Origin of the sequence: Gordonia mangrovi, assembly GCF_024734075.1 — a bacterium.
Classification (GTDB): Bacteria; Actinomycetota; Actinomycetes; order Mycobacteriales; family Mycobacteriaceae; genus Gordonia; species Gordonia mangrovi.
Window position 1 is genome coordinate 5,255,996 of the sequence record NZ_CP102850.1, and the last position, 18,000, is coordinate 5,273,995.

At 66.9% G+C, this 18,000-nt stretch carries 18 protein-coding genes; 8 read left to right on the forward strand and 10 right to left on the reverse strand.

Annotated elements, in window-relative coordinates; translation table 11 throughout:
• Window positions 1-22 precede the first annotated feature (22 nt).
• A complete protein-coding gene (locus NWF22_RS23870; RefSeq protein ID WP_160901286.1) occupies window positions 23-466 on the reverse strand; it encodes a universal stress protein in 444 nt (147 codons plus the stop codon).
• Window positions 467-595: 129 nt separating this feature from the next.
• Window positions 596-2,752, reverse strand: coding sequence for an excinuclease ABC subunit UvrB (uvrB, locus tag NWF22_RS23875; RefSeq protein WP_160901285.1), 2,157 nt, complete (start codon window positions 2,750-2,752; stop codon window positions 596-598).
• A gap of 80 nt (window positions 2,753-2,832) precedes the next feature.
• On the opposite strand from uvrB, the gene NWF22_RS23880 reads away from it, so the two are divergent.
• A complete protein-coding gene (locus NWF22_RS23880) occupies window positions 2,833-3,396 on the forward strand; it encodes a ribonuclease FAU-1 family protein (RefSeq protein WP_160901284.1) in 564 nt (187 codons plus the stop codon).
• 109 nt (window positions 3,397-3,505) lie between these two features.
• Here NWF22_RS23880 and NWF22_RS23885 read toward each other — a convergent pair whose 3' ends face one another.
• The 7 genes from NWF22_RS23885 to aztD all read right to left on the reverse strand — a co-directional run bounded on the left by NWF22_RS23885 (window position 3,506) and on the right by aztD (window position 9,313).
• Window positions 3,506-3,976: a hypothetical protein gene (locus tag NWF22_RS23885; protein ID WP_160901283.1), complete on the reverse strand. Its 471-nt coding sequence runs from the start codon at window positions 3,974-3,976 to the stop codon at window positions 3,506-3,508.
• A 260-nt stretch (window positions 3,977-4,236) separates the two neighbouring features.
• Complete coding sequence (locus tag NWF22_RS23890) at window positions 4,237-4,677, reverse strand: hypothetical protein (protein ID WP_233750895.1); 441 nt, start codon at window positions 4,675-4,677, stop codon at window positions 4,237-4,239.
• A 233-nt stretch (window positions 4,678-4,910) separates the two neighbouring features.
• A complete protein-coding gene (locus NWF22_RS23895) occupies window positions 4,911-5,393 on the reverse strand; it encodes a hypothetical protein (RefSeq protein ID WP_160901281.1) in 483 nt (160 codons plus the stop codon).
• Between the two features lie 165 nt (window positions 5,394-5,558).
• A complete protein-coding gene (locus NWF22_RS23900; RefSeq protein WP_160901280.1) occupies window positions 5,559-6,053 on the reverse strand; it encodes a hypothetical protein in 495 nt (164 codons plus the stop codon).
• A 152-nt stretch (window positions 6,054-6,205) separates the two neighbouring features.
• On the reverse strand, window positions 6,206-6,613 hold the full coding sequence (locus tag NWF22_RS23905; RefSeq protein ID WP_160901279.1) for a hypothetical protein: 408 nt from the start codon (window positions 6,611-6,613) through the stop codon (window positions 6,206-6,208).
• 143 nt (window positions 6,614-6,756) lie between these two features.
• Window positions 6,757-7,950 carry a dephospho-CoA kinase gene (gene coaE / locus NWF22_RS23910; RefSeq protein ID WP_160901278.1) on the reverse strand — a complete coding sequence of 398 codons (1,194 nt, stop codon included), beginning with the start codon at window positions 7,948-7,950 and terminating at the stop codon, window positions 6,757-6,759.
• A 124-nt stretch (window positions 7,951-8,074) separates the two neighbouring features.
• On the reverse strand, window positions 8,075-9,313 hold the full coding sequence (gene aztD, locus NWF22_RS23915; RefSeq protein ID WP_160901277.1) for a zinc metallochaperone AztD: 1,239 nt from the start codon (window positions 9,311-9,313) through the stop codon (window positions 8,075-8,077).
• 101 nt (window positions 9,314-9,414) lie between these two features.
• Here aztD and NWF22_RS23920 point away from each other — a divergent pair, with 101 nt between their 5' ends.
• A complete protein-coding gene (locus tag NWF22_RS23920) occupies window positions 9,415-9,900 on the forward strand; it encodes an Rv1443c family protein (protein ID WP_160901276.1) in 486 nt (161 codons plus the stop codon).
• A 246-nt stretch (window positions 9,901-10,146) separates the two neighbouring features.
• Here NWF22_RS23920 and rpsA read toward each other — a convergent pair whose 3' ends face one another.
• Window positions 10,147-11,610 (reverse strand): 30S ribosomal protein S1, encoded by a 1,464-nt coding sequence (gene rpsA / locus NWF22_RS23925; protein ID WP_160901275.1) that lies wholly within the window; start codon window positions 11,608-11,610, stop codon window positions 10,147-10,149.
• 230 nt (window positions 11,611-11,840) lie between these two features.
• On the opposite strand from rpsA, the gene NWF22_RS23930 reads away from it, so the two are divergent.
• The 6 genes from NWF22_RS23930 (at window position 11,841) to yczE (ending at window position 17,973) form a co-directional block, all read left to right on the forward strand.
• Window positions 11,841-14,738, forward strand: coding sequence for a helix-turn-helix transcriptional regulator (locus NWF22_RS23930; RefSeq protein WP_160901274.1), 2,898 nt, complete (start codon window positions 11,841-11,843; stop codon window positions 14,736-14,738).
• Between the two features lie 145 nt (window positions 14,739-14,883).
• A complete protein-coding gene (locus NWF22_RS23935) occupies window positions 14,884-15,708 on the forward strand; it encodes an oxygen-binding di-iron domain-containing protein (RefSeq protein ID WP_160901273.1) in 825 nt (274 codons plus the stop codon).
• Window positions 15,709-15,779: 71 nt separating this feature from the next.
• Window positions 15,780-16,271, forward strand: coding sequence for a DUF3237 family protein (locus NWF22_RS23940; RefSeq protein WP_160901272.1), 492 nt, complete (start codon window positions 15,780-15,782; stop codon window positions 16,269-16,271).
• 86 nt (window positions 16,272-16,357) lie between these two features.
• Window positions 16,358-16,804, forward strand: coding sequence for a VOC family protein (locus NWF22_RS23945; protein ID WP_160901271.1), 447 nt, complete (start codon window positions 16,358-16,360; stop codon window positions 16,802-16,804).
• A gap of 117 nt (window positions 16,805-16,921) precedes the next feature.
• The gene (locus tag NWF22_RS23950) at window positions 16,922-17,272 is read left to right on the forward strand and encodes a YdhR family protein (RefSeq protein ID WP_160901270.1); all 351 of its coding nucleotides are present in this window, start codon (window positions 16,922-16,924) and stop codon (window positions 17,270-17,272) included.
• Window positions 17,269-17,973 (forward strand): membrane protein YczE, encoded by a 705-nt coding sequence (yczE, locus tag NWF22_RS23955; RefSeq protein ID WP_160901269.1) that lies wholly within the window; start codon window positions 17,269-17,271, stop codon window positions 17,971-17,973. Before NWF22_RS23950 ends, yczE begins: the two co-directional genes overlap by 4 nt.
• Window positions 17,974-18,000 lie beyond the last annotated feature (27 nt).

Genomic DNA, 18,000 nt, shown 5'->3' on the forward strand with positions numbered 1-18,000 from the left:
CGCTCTTGCCGGTTCCCCGGGATCAGGTCGTATGGACGATCAGCACGTCGCACGCCGACTTGCGGGCCACGTCGGCGGGGACCGATCCGAGCAGCCGTCCGGCGATGGAGTTCAGTCCCCTGTTACCGACCACCAACAGGTCGGCCTTGGCGTCGGTGACGAGCTGCAGCAGTGCGTCGACCGGTGCGCCTTTGACCGAACGCTGGTCGATGGTGCCCGCACCGGCCTTGGCAGCCCGCTCTTTGGCCGTCCGCAGGATCTCCTCGGTCGGCGAGGACCCCATCACCTGATAGGCCTCGTCCTTGAGGACGTCGGCGGCTCCGCCGGCACCACGATCATTGGGGAAATAGGCGCACGCGATGATCAACGTGGCCGCCTCCCCGGCGATTGCCCCCGCACGGTCGACCGCCTTGAGCGATGACTCCGAGCCATCGGTGCCGACCACGACCGTCTGATAAGCGCTCATCCATCCTCCACGTGTCAGTCCTCCCCGACCGGCGCCGAGGCAGGTGTCATCCACACACTGTAGAACCCCTGATCCGGCAGATTAGTTCGCGGCGGCCGGTTTGTCCGCTGATCGTGGGGATCGGCACGATTACTTGATCCCGGCCGCGTCCATTCCGCGCAGTTCCTTCTTCAGATCGGCGATCTCATCGCGCAGCCGTCCGGCCAACTCGAATTGCAGGTCGCGGGCCGCGGCCATCATCTGATCGGTCAGCTGCGACACCAGGTCGGCCAACTCGGCGCGCGGCATCGTCGACGTGTCGCGTTTCTCGATAACGCCTGCGCTGCCTGCCTTGGACACCTCGCCCTGGGCGCGGCGTCCGCGGCTCGCGTTGCGCCCGGAGCCGCCCACCTTCACGGCCTCGTCCTCGGCTTCGCGGTACACCTGATCCAGAATGTCGGCGATCTTCTTGCGCAACGGCTTCGGGTCGATGCCCATCTCGGTGTTGTAGGCGATCTGCTTCTCGCGGCGCCGTTCGGTCTCGTCGATCGCGTTGCGCATGGAATCGGTGATGGTGTCCGCGTACATGTGCACCTGGCCGGACACGTTGCGCGCCGCGCGGCCGATCGTCTGGATCAGCGAGGTGGTCGACCGCAGGAAGCCCTCCTTGTCGGCGTCGAGGATCGCCACCAGCGACACCTCGGGGAGGTCGAGTCCCTCACGGAGCAGGTTGATACCCACCAGGACGTCGTATTCACCGGATCGCAGCTGCCGCAACAATTCGACGCGCCGCAGGGTGTCGACCTCGGAGTGCAGGTACCGCACGCGGATACCGAGTTCCAGCAGATAGTCGGTGAGGTCCTCGGCCATCTTCTTGGTGAGCGTGGTGACCAGCACCCGCTCGTCGCGTTCGGTGCGTTCGCGGATTTCGTGTACGAGATCGTCGATCTGGCCTTTGGTGGGCTTCACGACGACCTCGGGGTCGACCAGTCCGGTCGGGCGGATCACCTGCTCGACGAACTCACCGTTGGCCTGCCCGAGCTCATAGGGTCCGGGTGTCGCCGACAGGTAGACGGTCTGCCCGATGCGGTCGACGAATTCATCCCAGGTCAGCGGCCGGTTGTCGATGGCCGACGGCAATCGGAAGCCGTAATCGACGAGGTTGCGTTTACGCGACATGTCTCCCTCGTACATGCCGCCGATCTGCGGCACGGTCACGTGTGATTCGTCGATGACGAGGAGGAAATCCTCGGGGAAGTAGTCGATCAGGGTCGCGGGGGCGCTGCCCGGGCCACGACCGTCGATGTGCCGCGAGTAGTTTTCGATACCCGAGCAGAAGCCGACCTGCCGCATCATCTCCAGGTCGTAACTGGTGCGCATGCGCAGCCGCTGCGCTTCCAGGAGTTTGCCCTTGTTCTCGAGTTCGGCGAGACGGGCCTCGAGTTCCTCCTCGATGCTCTTCATCGCCCGCTCCATGCGCTCCGGGCCGGCCACGTAGTGGGTGGCCGGGAAGATGCGCAGGTTGTCCACCTCGCGCACCACGTCGCCGGTCAGCGGGTGCAGGTAGTACAGCGACTCCACTTCGTCGCCGAAGAACTCGATGCGTACGGCGAGTTCTTCGTAGGACGGGATGATCTCCACGGTGTCGCCGCGTACGCGGAAGCTGCCGCGGGTGAATGCGGTGTCGTTGCGGGTGTACTGGACGTCGACCAGCAGTCGCAGCAGGGCGTCGCGGTCGATCTCGTCGCCGACGCTCACCTCGACGGACCGGTCGAGGTAGGACTGCGGGGTGCCGAGACCGTAGATGCAGGACACCGACGCGACCACCACCACGTCGCGCCGCGAGAGCAGGCTCGACGTGGCCGAGTGCCGCAGTCGTTCGACGTCGTCGTTGATCGACGAGTCCTTCTCGATGTAGGTGTCGGTCTGGGCGATGTACGCCTCGGGCTGGTAGTAGTCGTAGTAGGACACGAAGTACTCGACGGCGTTGTTGGGCAACATGTCCCGCAGTTCGTTGGCCAGCTGCGCGGCGAGGGTCTTGTTGGGCGCCATGACCAGGGTGGGGCGCTGGACCCGCTCGATGAGCCATGCGGTGGTCGCCGATTTGCCGGTGCCCGTCGCGCCGAGCAAGACGATGTCCTTCTCGCCGCTGGTGATGCGCTTCTCGAGATCGTTGATCGCCGTCGGCTGGTCACCGGCGGGTTCGTACTCGCTGACCACCTCGAAGTGGCCACCGGTCCGTTCGATCTCCCCGACCGGCCGGAACTCGGAGTGCGCCACGACCGGGCGCTCTGCTGCAACAGCCATAGTGCCAGGGTAAACGCGGGCTATGACAGTTGTGTTCCGTCGCCTGACCGTCGTCTGACCTGCGGGTTAGGGTGTTGGCCATGCCCGGTGGACCTCCCACGCCCAAGCGTCACCCGCCCAAACGCGAACTGTTCGACGTCCCCGCGATGACCAACACCGACAACAAGGGTTTCGTGCGCCCGGTGGAGCGCTATGAGGTGACCGACCGCGGGCTTTACATGTCACGGACCGCCGATCATCCCCGGTTCACTCACCTGGAGTCGTGGCTGCTGCCCACGCTGGGGCTGCGGGCCAACATCTTCCACTTCCGGGGCGGCTACCGCGACGGGCAGCGCCTGTATCTGGACGTCGGACGGTTCTCCGGCCCCGACGAGCACGGCCGATGGCACGCCGAGGACTGGTATCTCGATCTGGTCGACGTTCCCGGTCGGCCGTTGGAGCTACTCGATGTGGACGAGTTGTTCGATGCCCGCGTCGCCGGACTGCTCGGACCCGACGAGTGTGAGCAGGCGGTCATGATCGCAACGCGCGCCCTGGTGGGCGCGGCCGAGCATCACCACGATGTACAAGCGTGGCTGGACGCCGCGGCAGGCGGGCCGGTGTTCTTTCTCGACCGGCGGGACGGGCTGCAGGTTCCCGGGTGACTCCGAGCCTGCTGAGGCCTCGAGTGACCGTCGGAACTGCTGGATGCTTCAGGGGTGTCGCAGACCACCGGTCCGCGACACCCCTGGAGTCATGTCAACCAAGCACGCTTCACGGCAGGATGAAGCACGTCCCCGCGAAGGGAAGGAAGCTGTCGGCCGACCCACCGATCGACGGAATCGGCACGAAACCCTCACCGACGGTGATCTTCTCCGTCCACACGGCGACGCCGTCCTGTGCTGCCCCGATCTCGTACGTGCCCGGCGAGGTCGGCTCCCAGGTCGCGGAAACCGTCTCGGTGTCCGGTGTGACGCTCCCGAACGGGATACTGGTCGGGTCGCCCTCCTTCTTCGAGACGAACGTCACCACCGGCGCAGACTCGGAATAGTCGTCGACAGTTGCCTGCACCTCATACTCGCAGCCGGTTCCATAGACGCCGGCGCTCGAACCGTAGCCCGATGGCGTGGTGATCTCGATGTCAGTGACGTCGGCGCCTGCCGGAGCGGCGATCGCGAGCGCGAGCGCCCCCGCGCCGATCAGGCCCACACCCGCTCCCACCAGACGTCCCCGGACGCGGCTCATGCTGCCAACCATGTGTGCTCTCCCTACCTCAGTGCGTAGCCGCGCATCGGGCTGCCGCAGTGCGTATCACACTAGCAATGCCCGGTCACGTCGGCTCGCCGACGCACATTGCCCTGCGGCAGGCGCGACTGAGTCGCACGTGCTCCGAGTGGGCGAACCCGCGGCGGAGGCGGTTGCAGGTGGCTTCGGCACAAGGGGGCACAACCACACCCGGCCGGCCCGCGGTGCGGGCCGGCCGGGTGTGATCGTGTGTACTGCCGTCAGTAGATCGGCAACACGAAGCACGCCCCGGCCCGGATGAAGTCCGGGAATTGCACGCCCGGTCCGACGGTCACGGTCCGCGTCTTGGTGACCCCATCGAGCGTGGCGGTCAGCACGTGCCGACCGGTCTCGGTGGGACGCCAGACCGGACGTTCCATCACGCTGGTCGGCTTCTTGTTGTAGAAGGTCACTGTCTTGCCGTTGACCGTGGAGGTGACCTTCAGGTTCCCCTTTGCCGACCGCGGACTGGCGACCGGAACGTCGAGTCGGTAGGCGCACCCCGCGCCATAGATGTTGTAGTTCATCGAACCGTTCGCCGACGATCCGTAGCCGGCCGGCGTATCGACCGCAACGCCTTGCAGCGTTGCCGCCTCCGCCGGAGCCGCCAGCGCCACCCCGGTCATTGCCGCCGCACTGAAAGCGATTGCGCCCCCGACCATGCGCAAACGATTTCGACTACCCCGACCACCCATGTTCCTGCTCCCACTCCTCGACGAGTTCCACTGATGCGCCACCTCCGACGGAGCGCGCAGGAGACACGCTAGCAGCGCCGTACATCACATTTCATATTTTTGGTGACATTCGTTGCCAGTTGCTCGCCGGTCGCGTCACGCAAACCGGGGCGCCGCGGACTCGTGTCCTCGACGCCCCGGTACCCGGACTCAGCGTGCCGTCACGGCTGCAGGATGAAGCATGTACCGGCGAACGGCAGCTCCACCGACCCACCGTAATTGGGCACCTGGAAGCCGGTGCCGACCGTCAAATTCGCTGTGTACTGCCAAGCGGTGGCGCCCTGACGGGCACGGATCTGATAGACACCCCGGTCGCTTGGAGCCCATGACTCGGTCACGGTCGCCTCGGTCGGTGTGGCGGCAGAACCCAGATCGGTCCAGGTAGTGCCACCATTGTTGGTGACCTCGAATTCCACGTCCGCAGCGGACTCCGAGTAGTCATTGACTGTCGCCGCGACTTCATACTCACAACCGGTCCCGTAGGTATCTGCAACAGAACCAAACCCCGAAGGCGTGGTGATGCTCACCTCGGTGACCGCGGCCGAAGCAGGCGCGGCCATCATCAGGCCGGCAGCCCCGACACCCACCATCGCGGATGCGGCCAGCAGGAACCGCTTTCCATACATCGACATGTCGTTCTCCATCTCACTTGTCGAACAGCTCTTGTTCAGTGTTGTGAACGTAGCAACCCCGTCCGACAGCGTGAAGAGGATTCAGGCAATCACCGGACCGATTCAGCGATGGATACGACGACGGGCGTCGACGGACCGGAGTCCGCGACGCCCGTCGCGAGAAGAAAACTGAATCCGTCAGGGAACCAGCACGAAGCAGGCGCCCGCGAACGGGACGCTGCCGAACGGCGGGTCAGACGGAATGCTGATGGCCTGGCCGGCGGTCGGAGTTGCTTCCTCAACCTCTTCCGACTCCCAGTCAGGCATATCGCCTTCCGCGTCCTGAGTCGCCTGAAGCGTGTAGTCACCCGGCGCACCCGGCGCCCAGGAGAACGAGGCGGAGTTCCCGGTGGGGTACTTGCTGGTCGCTGTATCCTCAACAACCTCGCCGTCCGGACCCAGAACGCGGAAGTAGACCTTCATGTCAGACGCTTCGTTGTTGACGCTGACCTTCACGTCATACGAGCAGCCGGCGCCGTAGGTGCCCGCAACCGAGCCATAGCCGGATGCAGACGTGATGTCGACACCTGTGACCGCAGCGTTGGCCGGACCGGCCATCATGAGGCCTGCCGCTCCAACACCGACGAATGCGACGGCGGCGCCGAACGAGCGGCGGGTCTTGCTTACAGCCATGTGCTGTTCCCCCTTGGTAATTCGTGCGTTAGCGATCGCATCCCGACGATTGCGATCGCTTCAGGTATGTCACACGAATCACGATTCGGCAACTTTACTGAGGCAGAATCACGGTTTTGTTCCCGAGTGTTCACGCAAGCTGCTACCGGGGACTACAGGATGATGCAGGAACTGCCGGTGTAGACGGCGGGGACGACAGTGAGGACACCGGTCGATTTGCCCGGATCACCTTCCCCCTGCTTCGCGACAATCTCGTACTCGCCCGGCAACAATGGGATCCACGGGTACGTGGCCTTTCCGCCTTCAGCGTTGATGGTCCCTCGCTTCTGCCCGTTCACGTAGAAGTCGACGTCCTCGTCGGGCGTGGCAGTGGCGATGACCCCGTATCCGCATCCCACCCCGTAGCGATTCTCACCCACCGAACCGAACAGCGCGGAGTTGTCGACCTGCAAGTCTGTGACGTCGGCGCTCGCCGGGGCCGCCAACACCGCCCCCGCTGCTGCAACGCTGGCAAACGCTACGGTCGCCGCGGCGGCGCGTCCCTTCGTGCGTGCACCCATGGCGGTTCTCCCTCGACTCGGAGCAGTGATCTATGTCGCACCCGTGGGTGCGGCTTCACGCTAGCAAAGGATCGACTCAGCGACGATCCCTAACCGCGATTCTGCGCACACCTGTGGCCAGAGTTCATCTGATCGTTCGAACCTCAGCTGTGCGAACCGTCGCTCTTCCAGACGGCGATGCGCCGGTAGGCGCCCTCGAACCACGGCTCCTTCGCCTCGATGTAGCGACCGAGGTCGCCGTCGGCCGAGGCCAGCGCCTTGCGTTTGACCTCGGCATACTCGGCGCGAGCGGCAGCGTCGGCGCGCAGCCAGTCGCGGAAGTCCAGGGCGAACGCACGGCCCGGCGAATCCGTGGCACGGAGATGCACGTTGGCCGACCGTCCCGGATCGGCAGAGCCGTGCAGGCGCTTGCCCCAGCTTCCCTCGTCCACCGAGCCGGTCGCCGGATCGGCCTTGGGGTTGTCCCCGTCCACGCCCGCTACCCGGGGGAAGCCGCCGTCGGCCAAGGCATCGGCGAGCGCGTCGGCCACCGACAACTCCGCGACGGTGATCTGGACATCGATCGTCGGTTTGGCGATCAGACCGGGAACGGCGGTGGAGCCGATATGATCGATGGCCGAAGCCTTGTCGCCGACGATGGCCCACAACCGGTTCACCAGCCTGGCGCCCTCGGCCGCCCAGCCGGGGTCCGGCTCGGCCAACTCCAACGGAGCACGGACCACGGTCTGAGACCGGACGTTGCGCTCGAAGGGCACCAATCGCTCGTCCCACAGGGCCGCGGCAGCGGCCGCGAGGTCGTCGCGACTGCCAGAGTTGTCCAGCCACACGTCGGCCACCGCGCGGCGCTGATCATCGTCGGCCTGTGCGGCGATCCGTGCGCGTGCGTCGTCTTCGGGCATGCCACGTGCCGTGGTCAGGCGCTGGACCCGGGTCTCGGCGTCGGCGTGCACGATCACCACCAGGTGGAAGAACGGCGCCATGTTTCCCTCGACGAGCAACGGGATGTCCTGAATCACGATGGCGTCGTCGGGCGCGGCCTTCAGCAACTCCTGGGTGCGCTTGCCCACCAGCGGATGCGTGATCGAGTTGAGCTTCTGCCGTTGTTCGTCGTCGACGAACGCCTTGGCGGCCAACGCCGGCCGGTCGAGGCTGCCGTCCTCGGCGAGGATCTCCTCGCCGAATGCCTCCACCAGGGCGGCGAGTCCGGGTGTCCCCGGTTCCACCACTTCCCGCGCGATCTTGTCGGCGTCGATGTGGTAACCGCCGCGGTCGATGAAGGTCTTGGCCACCGTTGATTTTCCGGCCCCGATGCCGCCGGACAGCCCCAGTCTGATCACGTCACCAGTCTTGCAAATACCCCGCGACGGGTGTGCCAGTCCCTCGTTCCATTGGCACTGCATCGATCGGTGCAGAGCAAACGGAACGAGGGACTGACAGCGGAACGATGATGCAGGCGTCGGCTCAGCCGGTGACCCCGGTGAGTTCGATGGTCTGCTGCGGCAGTTCGGCCTGAGCCTTCTGCTCGCCGGTGGCCACGTCAACGGCGGTCACGGTCTGTGCGTTCGGGTCGGTGATGTACGCGACGCCCTCCTGCACGTGAACGTTCGGCATCGGCGACTGCCATTCGTCCGGCTCGGTCCACGCGTCGATGACCTCGACCGTGCGGATCTGCTCACCGGTCAGCGGGTCGTAGACGTAGAGAGAACCGTCGGTACCGAGGATCACCGCCTCGCCGTTCGGCCCGCGCTCGATGGACCGGAAGCTGTAGCTTGCCGGGAAGTCGACGATGCGCAGATCTCCGGTGCGGGTATCGGTGAGGGTGAAACGGTTCGGCCGTTCGAGTTCCGCGTCCTCATCGGTCTTGTAGTCGCCGAGCACGATCGGCGACTCCTCCGAGCCGGCCTGATTGCCGATACGCCCGTACCCGTCGGGGCTCTGCACCTTCTGGATCTCGTTGCCGCGCACGACGACGATGCCGTCGGTGCAGCCGAAGGTGAGCACGCCGTCGGCCGCTGCGGCCTCACCGTGGACGCCCGGGCACTCATCGGTGCGCGCGATCTCGTTGCGGTCCTTGTCGAGGATGACGATGCCGGTGCGGGAGTCCTCGTTGCCCGAGGTCACCACCAGGCTACCGTCGCCACGTGCCACGGCGACACCGTGATGCGGTTCGGGCACAACGTACTCCGTGGATTTTGCATTCCCGCGCAACAACTCCGCGGGTTCGACGATGTCGACCTCGCCGGTTCCGTCGCTGAACAGGGTGATCCGTGAATCGTGTGGCACCACGTGTCCGGGCTCGGCACCCCCGAACGTCATGTCCGTCATCTCGACCTCGGACGTGTAGTAGTGGCCGTGATCGCCGTGCTGTTGGGTCCAGGTTCCCATGTCGAGCACGCGGAAACCGCCGGACTCCGAGACGAAGACGTTGCGGCCGTTGTCGGCACTGTTGAGGCGGATGAACCCGTCGGTCGGGATGTCGGCGACCTGCTCGAGCGACTCCGCGTCGAGCACGAGGATGCCGCCGTCGTAGCTCAGTGCGAGTCGTGGGGTGGCGCTCTGCTGTTCGACCGGTGCGGACGCGGCCGGTGCGCTGCTCGGCTCGGCGGAATCCCCACTATCGGAACCGCATGCGGTCAGCGCGAACAATCCCGCGGCGAGCAACGCGGCGGACCTGGTCAGTTGTGTCGGATGTGAATGCACGCCGGACATTCAAGCGGTTAATGAAAACTATTGTCAACTACGCATGGGTGGGGTGCGCGGAGGCCGTTGACGACGCCGAATCGCGCCCGCACGCTCAGAAGATGGCACATCCGTCGGATCGGTTCCATACGCACACGCAGCGCACGGTGGTCGCGGCGCCCGTCGACCTCGTGTTGGAGCGGGTGACGAGCATGGACGGCATCAACGACGAACTGATGCCCTACCTGAAGATGCGCCTGCCCCGCCACCATCGCGGGAAGACCATTGCCGACATGGAGATCGGGCAACCGCTCGGCAAGGTTCCGCTCCTTTTCGGCGGGTTCCTACCGCTCGACTACGACGACCTCACGCTCGCTGAGCTCACCCCGGGCCGAGGCTTCCGCGAAGCGTCCTCGATGGCATCGATGACAGTCTGGCGGCACGCCAGGACGTTGACCGCGCTGTCGCCCACCAGTACCGAGGTCGTCGACGAACTCGACTTTCGTCCGCGTCTGCCGCTTCGCCCGCTGGCACCGCTGCTGGCGCTGTTCGTGGCGAACCTCTTCCGGCACCGTCATCGAAAGCTGTTGGCCCACTTCGCGGACTAGACGTTGCTCCCCCGTCCCGAACACGCTCCTTCGATCGAGAGAGCGGAAACGTAGCGAGGGAGCGACAACCTGCTCGTCCGATTGCGAGAGAGTATTCAGGCCCGAATGTCGGGGTCCATTCCTCCGACACCGAGGTTCACGACGGGGTGACGGTGTCGATCTCGGCCCGCAGTATGCGAGCATGCGGGAGAAACGCCAAAGGGCCTCTCCCGTTGCGGAAGAGGCCCTTTGGCGAATCAGAAACTATCAGGCGTTGCCCGACAACTTCTCGCGCAGTGCGGCGAGCTGCTCGTCGCTGGCCAGCGAGCCACCCGACGAGGCCGGAGCGGAACCGGCGTTGCTGCGGCTCTCCGATGCCGACGAGTAATCCGACGGGGCGTTGGCAGCCTCGGCGGCGGCAGCGGCGAACTTCTCCATCTGAGCGGTGTGCATCTTGTGGCGACGCTCGGCCTCGGCGTACCGGGCCTCCCATGCCTCACGCTGCGTCTCGAAGCCCTCGAGCCACTCGTTGGTCTCCGCGTCGAAGCCCTCGGGGAAGATGTAGTTGCCCTGCTCGTCGTAGCTGTCGGCCATGCCGTACTTCGACGGGTCGAACTCCTCGGTGTAATCCTCGTTGGCCTGCTTGAGACTCAGCGAGATCCGACGACGCTCCAGGTCGATGTCGATGACCTTGACCATCGCATCGTCACCGACCGAGACAACCTGATCCGGCACCTCGACGTGGCGCTCGGCCAGCTCGGAGATGTGGACCAGACCCTCGATGCCCTCGTCGACGCGGACGAACGCACCGAACGGCACCAACTTGGTGACCTTGCCCGGCACGATCTGACCGATCGCATGAGTACGGGCGAACTGACGCCACGGATCTTCCTGAGTGGCCTTGAGCGACAGCGACACGCGCTCGCGGTCCAGGTCGACGTCGAGGACCTCGACGGTGACCTCGTCGCCCACGGCGACGACCTCGGACGGGTGATCGATGTGCTTCCAGGACAGCTCGGAGACGTGCACCAGACCGTCGACGCCGCCGAGATCGACGAACGCACCGAAGTTGACGATCGAGGACACGACGCCCTTGCGGACCTGTCCCTTCTGCAGCTGGTGCAGGAACTCGCTGCGGACCTCGGACTGGGTCTGCTCGAGCCAGGCGCGACGCGACAGGACCACGTTGTTGCGGTTCTTGTCGAGCTCGATGATCTTGGCCTCGATCTCCTTGCCGATGTACGGCTGCAGATCGCGGACGCGACGCATCTCCACCAGCGATGCCGGGAGGAAGCCGCGCAGCCCGATGTCCAGGATCAGGCCGCCCTTGACGACCTCGATGACGGTGCCCTTGACGGCCTCGTCCTTCTCCTTGAGCTCCTCGATCGTGCCCCAGGCGCGCTCGTACTGCGCACGCTTCTTGGACAGGATCAGGCGGCCTTCTTTGTCCTCCTTGGTGAGGACCAGGGCCTCGACCTCGTCACCGACGTTGACGACCTCATTGGGGTCGACGTCGTGCTTGATCGACAGTTCGCGCGACGGGATCACGCCTTCGGTCTTGTAACCGATGTCGAGCAGAACCTCGTCCCGATCGACCTTGACGATGGTCCCTTCGACGATGTCGCCATCGTTGAAGTACTTGATCGTGGAGTCGATGGCGGCGAGGAAGTCCTCGGCCGAGCCGATGTCATTGACGGCTACTTGCGGCGAGGTGATCGTGGGGGACGACATATTTGTGAGTTGCTCCGGACAGGTGTGTTGTAGGTACAGTTCAGGCCGCCGCCGGTGAACGGACAGTTGAACTCCGGGCACGACGGCTGCACGCGCGGAGGGCGCATGCGCGTAGAAGGTTACGCCAGTCCACTTGTCCTGGGCAAATATGGTCGCTCCGATTGATCCCACGGCGCCATTCGGCTCTTTTCCAGGTGTGACAGTCCGTCGCCTGTGCCACCATTTCCGAGGTGGGCAGTGTCCCGGTGGAGCAACTCATCTCGGCTGGTCAACAGCCATCCGGGTCACTGGCGGCGCGCCACATCGTGGGCCGCGACGAGATCCTCGGCCGGCTCGAGGACTTCGTGGCACCGACGACCGGGCACGGTCGGCCGGTGATACTCATCGCCGACGCCGGCCTCGGAAAGTCTCGACTGCTACAGCACGCGGCGGCTCGTGCGCGTGCCAACGGCCTCTGGGTGCTCCAGGGGCGGGCGATCGACGGCGACGCCGCCGAGGGCCTCCGCAGTCTTCGCGAAGCGCTCGGTCGTGTCGACCTCGAAGCCGGGTGTCAACCGGGCGACCGGCTCTGGGTCGCGTGGCAGTCGGCACTGCGCGCGCTCGATGCGTCGTCGGGGTCGCCGACAGCGCTCGCCGAAGAACTGATCCGCTTTCTGCGCGCGGCGTCGCGACGGACCAGTCTGGTCCTGGTGCTGGACGATCTCCAGTGGGCCGACCCCGACGAACTCGCCGTGCTGGGCTATCTGATCGACAACCGGGAGGCGCACGGGACACGACTGTTGCTGAGCGCGCGAGCCGACGCGATGCCGCCGGCGTTGGCGCGGCTGGTCGACCGACGCGTTGCCACGACCTGGCCGCTTCCTCCGCTGCCGCCTGCTGCCGTACGCACCCTGGTCGGCGACGTGCTGGGCGTCGACGCGGTCGACCACGACCTGATGGCATTCGTGGTCGATCGCGCCGGTGGCAGCCCGTTCGCGGTCGAGGAGTTGTTGTCCGGCCTGATCCGGTCGGGTGTTCTGGTGGCGGATGGCACCACGTGGCGCGTCGACGGACCACGCCTGCAGACGGTGGCGCCGCCGACTGTCGCGGCATCGTTGCACCGCCGACTCGCCGCACTGAGCCCGAACGCGCGCGCAGTGGTGCACGCGGCCGCCGTGCTCGGCCACGAATTCGACTGGGAGCTCATCGGTCCGGTGACCTCGCTCGACGCTCCGAGGGTGGCGACCGCCCTGCGCGAGGCCGCCGATGCCGGCGTGATCGTCGAGTCCGACGGCGCGCTGCGGTTCCGGCACGCGCTGACCCGCGACGAGGTGGTGCGCACGATGCTCACCCCCGAACGTCGGTCCCTCGCGCGGGCAGCTCTCGAGGTGGTGCGCAGCGCGTCCGACGGCTCTGACGCACACCACGATCTGATGTTGACGTTGGCCGAGGACGCCGACGACCTGGCCACCTGGCACAGCGTGTTGCTGCGATCCGGTGTGGCCGCAGCGAATGGCGGCGACCTCGGCGCCGCCGTCCGGCGTCTCGATGTTCTGGTGTCCCGGACACCGGCACATGCGGTCGACGCCGCCACGGTCGCGGCGGCCGCAGCGGTCCTCAGCGAGGTCCACGGCCGGCGGGGCGACCGATCCGCGGCCGACGACGCGGCTCGGCGGGCGCTGGCCTCGTCGCCGGACGCCGCCACCACCCGGCGAGTCCGGGAGGCGATGGTACGGGCGGCGATCGCGTCCGGTGACCTCGACGCCGCGGAGGTGGAGTTGCAGCCACTCGTCGATGCACCGAGCGACGCGCGCAACCCGCACACAGCGGTCCTGGAGGCACTGATCCGGCTCGGTCGGGGCGATCTCCCCGGTGCGGTGGACCGGGCCCGTGACGTCGCCGACGATGCGGCAGCGCCCGATCGGATACGGTGCGAGGCCTTCGACATCCTCGGTCGTGCGAGCCGCACCTACGACATCGCCGAGGGCACGCGGTGGTTCGAACGGGCACTCGACACCGCGACCAACGCGCACGACCCGCACGCGTCGGCCGGCGCGCTGCACGAACTCGGCACCATCGACCTGCTCGACAACCTGCGGGTGGATCGACTCGAGGCCGCCCGCGCCCAGGCGCTCACGATCGGCGATCCGCACACCATCGCGCACGCCGACTTCCACCTCGCCGAGGCGTACGCCGCGCGGTCGGAGAGCCTGCTCGCACGTCGCGCCGCCGATCGCGCGATCGACGTCGCCGCCCGGATCGGATCGCCGGTCCTGGCGTGGGCGTGGCTCACCACCGCCCGCACCTACGCCCACGACCGCGACGATCCCGCCATGGACGAGGCCATCGCCCGTGCGCGGGCGGCGGCCGGCCCGGCTCCCGAGCCGCTCGCCATCGAGGCGGGTGTCGCCGGACGGGTGAATGCACTGCGTGCCCTCTTCGGGACCGACCGGGTGCAGGCCCTGGCTCACCTCGATACTGCCGCGACGTTGCTGGCCGATCTGCCCGGACATCACTTTCCGCACTGGGGGCTCTGGGCGCTGCTGCGCGCGGTGCACGCGCCGCTCACCGACGCCGACCGCGCCCGCGTGCGCGGCAGCGCCGGCGCCGGCACCCGCGCCAACCGGGCCCTGCTGGCCACCGCCGACGCCGTGGATGCGGGTCGTCGCGGCGAACGCGACCGTGCGCAGCGCGACTTCGCTGCCGCAGAGCTGGATATGCGCGGCTACGACAGCATCGACTGGTTGATCCACCTCACTCGCTGGATCGTGTCACCCGACGCCCGCCGCGACGGGTGGGGCGAACCCGTGGCGTGGGCGCAGGAGGGTGTGCGCTGGTTCTCCGAGCACCACCAGGAGCCGCTGGCGACCAGTTGCCGACAGACGTTGCGGCAACTCGGGGCACCAGTCCCACGCCGCGGACGCGGGAGCAGCCAGGTGCCGGCGCCCCTGCACGAGATGGGCGTGACCAGTCGCGAGGTCGACGTCCTCGTGTTGATCGCCTTACGGCTGTCCAACAGCGACATCGCCAACCGACTGGTGCTCTCGCCGCGCACCGTCGAACGTCATGTGAGCAGCCTGCTGAGCAAGACCGGGACATCCGGGCGCCGCGACCTCGCGTTACTGGCCGAACGGCACGGGCTCGCCTGACGACTGCGCCTGTCAGCTCGGCAGGACCGGCTATATGAGTGGGCGAGACGGTTAACTGCGTGCTCGGCGTGCTTAAGGCCGTACCCCGGAGGCGGCAGATTCGTGGGTGTCGGGAACGTCCCGACCACCGACGAAAGCAGACACCATGGAACAACCCTGGGTGGGAGACACATTCGCTGCTCTCCCCGACACCCATGTGATCCCCACGTACTGGCCCGTCCCGGGGCTGGGCACGATCCCGATGAACGCATTCCTGCTCCGCTCGGCCGAGCCGGTCCTCGTCGACAGCGGGGTCGAGATCCTCGACGAGGAGTTCCTCGACGCGCTCGGCTCACTGATCGACCCAGTGGACATCCGCTGGATCTGGCTGACGCATGAGGACCGCGACCACACCGGAGCGCTGCGCCGACTCCTCGACATGGCGCCGCGCGCCACCGTTCTCGGCACGTTCATGACCTTCGGTCGGGCGGCCCCGGACGGCTGGTTGCCGCCGGACCGCACCCGCATCGTCAATCCCGGCGACACCGTGTCCGTCGGCGACCGCGAGCTACATGCGGTGCGTCCACCGCTGTTCGACAGCCCCGGCACCCTCGGCTTCCTCGACGGCAAGACCGGTGCCTACGTCGCCTCGGACTGCTTCGGTGCGCCGCTGCCGGCAGACGTCGTCGCGACCGATTCGGCCGACGCCGTGGACGCCGACACTCTGCGCGACGCCCAGATCACCTGGGCGACCGTGGACAGCCCGTGGGTGGTCGACACCGACCGCGCACGACTGAGCGGTCACGTCGACGCGGTGCGGAACCTCGATCCGAGCGTGCTGCTCTCGTCGCACCTGCCTCCGGTGCAGCGACGTGTCGGCCACAGCCTGGAATCGGTGGTCGCCGCACAGGGCGCCGAACTCGCGCCCGGCCTGACCCAGGAGCAACTCGAGTCACTGCTGGGCGAATTCGCACCGGCCGGAGTCGAGTGACGTCACCGACATCGCCGTCGGACACCACCCACATCAACAATCACCAACACCATCAGCGAAGGAGAACCCTCATGACCACCACCCTGCCCCACGACAGCACAGCCGCGACCAAGCCGACCTACCGCTTCGAAGGCCAGTTCAGCACCATCGTCCCGATCGGACCCGTCGCCGACGGCTTTCGGCTCAACGGGCACTTCGGCGGCAAGATCACCTACGGCGAGCTGGCCGGCGCCGACCTCGTCGGGCTCGACTACTTCCGCATCCGTCACGACGGCACCGGAATCGTCACCGCCCACGAGGTCGTCACCCTCGACGACAAGGTCGTCGCGGTGGAACTGCACGGCTACCTCGAACCGCCGGCCGGTGTGGCGGCACCCACGCCCGTTGACATCGTCACCCCCGGATTCGCATGGCCGACAGAGCCGTACACCATCCACGTGGCCGCCACCTTCGAGACCGCGCACCCGGAACTCGCCCACCTGAACACCACCATCGTGGCGCACACGGGTGCGGTGAACTTCGCCGACGGCAGCCTCGTCGTCGAGGCGCGGCGGATCGGTTGAGCGCTACAGCCCGCGGCCCGCGGACGGATACGGGACAATATGGCTCGTATCCGTCCGGGCACCCACCAGCCACCAAGGAGCCAGAGATGCCGGATCCAGGGATGTCGGGTTCAGAGATGTCACCGCCGACCTCACCACCGTCACTGCACAGCATCGCCCACGTGGCCCTCACCGTGACCGACCTCGCGCGCTCCCAGGAGTGGTATCAGCGGGTACTCGGCCTCGAGTACGTGATCACCGTTCCGCACGAGGGCGGCGAGGGCATCGTGATGGCCGACCCGGACCGCCGGGTGTGGTGGGCGATCCACCGACACGACGGGCAGGACCTCGCTCCGTTCTCGGTCACCCGAACCGGACTCGATCACGTGGGCCTGCAGGTCAATTCGGTCGACGATCTACACGCCTGGTCCGGCTGGCTCGACAGCATCGGGGTCGCTCACAACGGCATCGCCGGCCTGCCCGACTTCGGCATGGCGGCGCTGGTCTTCTACGACCCGGACGGCATTCCGCTGGAATTGCTCGCCTACACCTGATTTCCCGCTCATCTGACCCCGCGCATCCGATCCCGACGGCCGTCGACACGGCCGCCGGCGTCCCCGGCATGCCCGGAATCTCTTCGACACCAGACACTCCCACGTCAGGACACTCCCATGACATTGCTCCAAGTGAACTACGAACGCGCGCTCCCCCACGACGACGAGGAGCAGGCCACCGCACTGCGGCACGCCGCGCAGGCCATCTCCGGACTGCCCGGCCTCATCTGGAAGATCTGGCTCTACGACGACGACGCGCATGTCGCGGGCGGGCTGTATCTGTTCGACTCCGAGGCGAATGCGCGCCGGTGGGGCGACGGACCGATGGAGACCGCCCTGGGCAGCCATCCCGGAATCGGCCGGATCGACAAGCGGTACTTCGCCGTCGACGCCGAACTGAGCGCAGTGACCGGCGCACAGCCGACGCTGGCGCCGGCACCACTCGCCGCGCGGTCGGGTGGATCATGACGAAACCCGCACGCGCCGCCGACGAATTGCTCACCGATCTCGGCCCACTCCAGCAGCTTCGGGCCGGCCGACTCCCGGAACGAGTCGGCCGACTCCTGGCCGGCCTGGCGCTCTACGGCCTCTCGATCGCGTTCATGATCGAGAGCGCCGTCGGCGCCTCCCCGTGGGATGTCTTCCACGTGGGTGTGGCCAGACACGTGCCGATCTCGCTCGGGACCGTGCTGACCGTGGCCTCGGTGGGTGTCTTGCTCGCGTGGATTCCGCTGCGCCAGAAACCGGGTGCCGGCACCGTGGCCAACACGCTGTTGCTCGGACCGTTCGCCGACGTCGGTCTCCTGCTCCTGCCGGCGCCGGACTCCTTGGTGCTCCGCATCGGCTACATGCTCGCAGGTGTGGCGCTGTGCGCCGTCGGAACCGCACTGTATGTGGGCGCGCAACTGGGTCCGGGCCCACGCGACGGACTGATGACCGGCCTCGTGCGACGCACCGGCCGCTCGGTCCGCCTGGTCCGCACCGGTATCGAACTGACCGTGCTGTTCGCCGGCATGGCGCTCGGCGCGACGGTGGGCCCGGGCACGGTGGTGTTCGCACTGGGGGTCGGGCCGCTGACCCAGGTGCTGCTGCCTTACCTGGTCGTCGACCTCCGTCGCGAGTCCCGGGTCGAACGTGCGCCGGAAGCCACCCCGTGTCCTTCGTGTTGACGCCGGTCGGCTGCGGTTCTGGTTGAC

What these genes read in the sequence shown, in the direction of transcription:
- NWF22_RS23890 (WP_233750895.1), bottom strand. Translation starts at nt 4,677, where the DNA reads ATGGTCGGGGGCGCAATCGCTTTCAGTGCGGCGGCAATGACCGGGGTG.
- NWF22_RS23920 (WP_160901276.1), top strand. Translation starts at nt 9,415, where the DNA reads ATGGCACATCCGTCGGATCGGTTCCATACGCACACGCAGCGCACGGTG.
- NWF22_RS23895 (WP_160901281.1), bottom strand. Translation starts at nt 5,393, where the DNA reads ATGGAGAACGACATGTCGATGTATGGAAAGCGGTTCCTGCTGGCCGCA.
- NWF22_RS23940 (WP_160901272.1), top strand. Translation starts at nt 15,780, where the DNA reads ATGACCACCACCCTGCCCCACGACAGCACAGCCGCGACCAAGCCGACC.
- NWF22_RS23905 (WP_160901279.1), bottom strand. Translation starts at nt 6,613, where the DNA reads ATGGGTGCACGCACGAAGGGACGCGCCGCCGCGGCGACCGTAGCGTTT.
- rpsA (WP_160901275.1), bottom strand. Translation starts at nt 11,610, where the DNA reads ATGTCGTCCCCCACGATCACCTCGCCGCAAGTAGCCGTCAATGACATC.
- NWF22_RS23880 (WP_160901284.1), top strand. Translation starts at nt 2,833, where the DNA reads ATGCCCGGTGGACCTCCCACGCCCAAGCGTCACCCGCCCAAACGCGAA.
- NWF22_RS23945 (WP_160901271.1), top strand. Translation starts at nt 16,358, where the DNA reads ATGCCGGATCCAGGGATGTCGGGTTCAGAGATGTCACCGCCGACCTCA.
- uvrB (WP_160901285.1), bottom strand. Translation starts at nt 2,752, where the DNA reads ATGGCTGTTGCAGCAGAGCGCCCGGTCGTGGCGCACTCCGAGTTCCGG.
- NWF22_RS23885 (WP_160901283.1), bottom strand. Translation starts at nt 3,976, where the DNA reads ATGAGCCGCGTCCGGGGACGTCTGGTGGGAGCGGGTGTGGGCCTGATC.
- NWF22_RS23900 (WP_160901280.1), bottom strand. Translation starts at nt 6,053, where the DNA reads ATGGCTGTAAGCAAGACCCGCCGCTCGTTCGGCGCCGCCGTCGCATTC.
- yczE (WP_160901269.1), top strand. Translation starts at nt 17,269, where the DNA reads ATGACGAAACCCGCACGCGCCGCCGACGAATTGCTCACCGATCTCGGC.
- NWF22_RS23870 (WP_160901286.1), bottom strand. Translation starts at nt 466, where the DNA reads ATGAGCGCTTATCAGACGGTCGTGGTCGGCACCGATGGCTCGGAGTCA.
- NWF22_RS23950 (WP_160901270.1), top strand. Translation starts at nt 16,922, where the DNA reads ATGACATTGCTCCAAGTGAACTACGAACGCGCGCTCCCCCACGACGAC.
- NWF22_RS23935 (WP_160901273.1), top strand. Translation starts at nt 14,884, where the DNA reads ATGGAACAACCCTGGGTGGGAGACACATTCGCTGCTCTCCCCGACACC.